A 232-nucleotide genomic window follows, 5' to 3' on the forward strand; every position below is an offset into this window, starting at 1 on the left:
TACGCCTTTAGCGTCCAACTTTGATACGCTCCCTCGAGTCGACTGCTTTTGGACGCGGTTTTGCTTTTGGAATGCAGCCGGACAGTCCAGCTCCCTCGCAGTGGCCCACCGAACCTGCAGCCGTTTTCTCCTTTTTCATCTCCTCCACCAAAGCCTGACCAACCACCCAAAAACAAAAACAACATCGGCGAGAAGAAGCCAACCTGATCTCGCAGGCTTTGTCTTCCTCAGA

1 protein-coding gene is annotated in these 232 nt (G+C 53.0%); it reads right to left on the reverse strand.

Features of this window, described 5'->3' with window-relative positions; genetic code table 11:
* Nucleotides 1-7: 7 nt before the first annotated feature.
* Nucleotides 8-232 (reverse strand): hypothetical protein (locus Q3F21_RS27335; protein WP_340259761.1); only part of this gene is annotated, 225 nt, incomplete at its 5' end.

Source organism: Brevibacillus borstelensis (assembly GCF_037834415.1).
Classification (GTDB): domain Bacteria; phylum Bacillota; class Bacilli; order Brevibacillales; family Brevibacillaceae; genus Brevibacillus; species Brevibacillus borstelensis_A.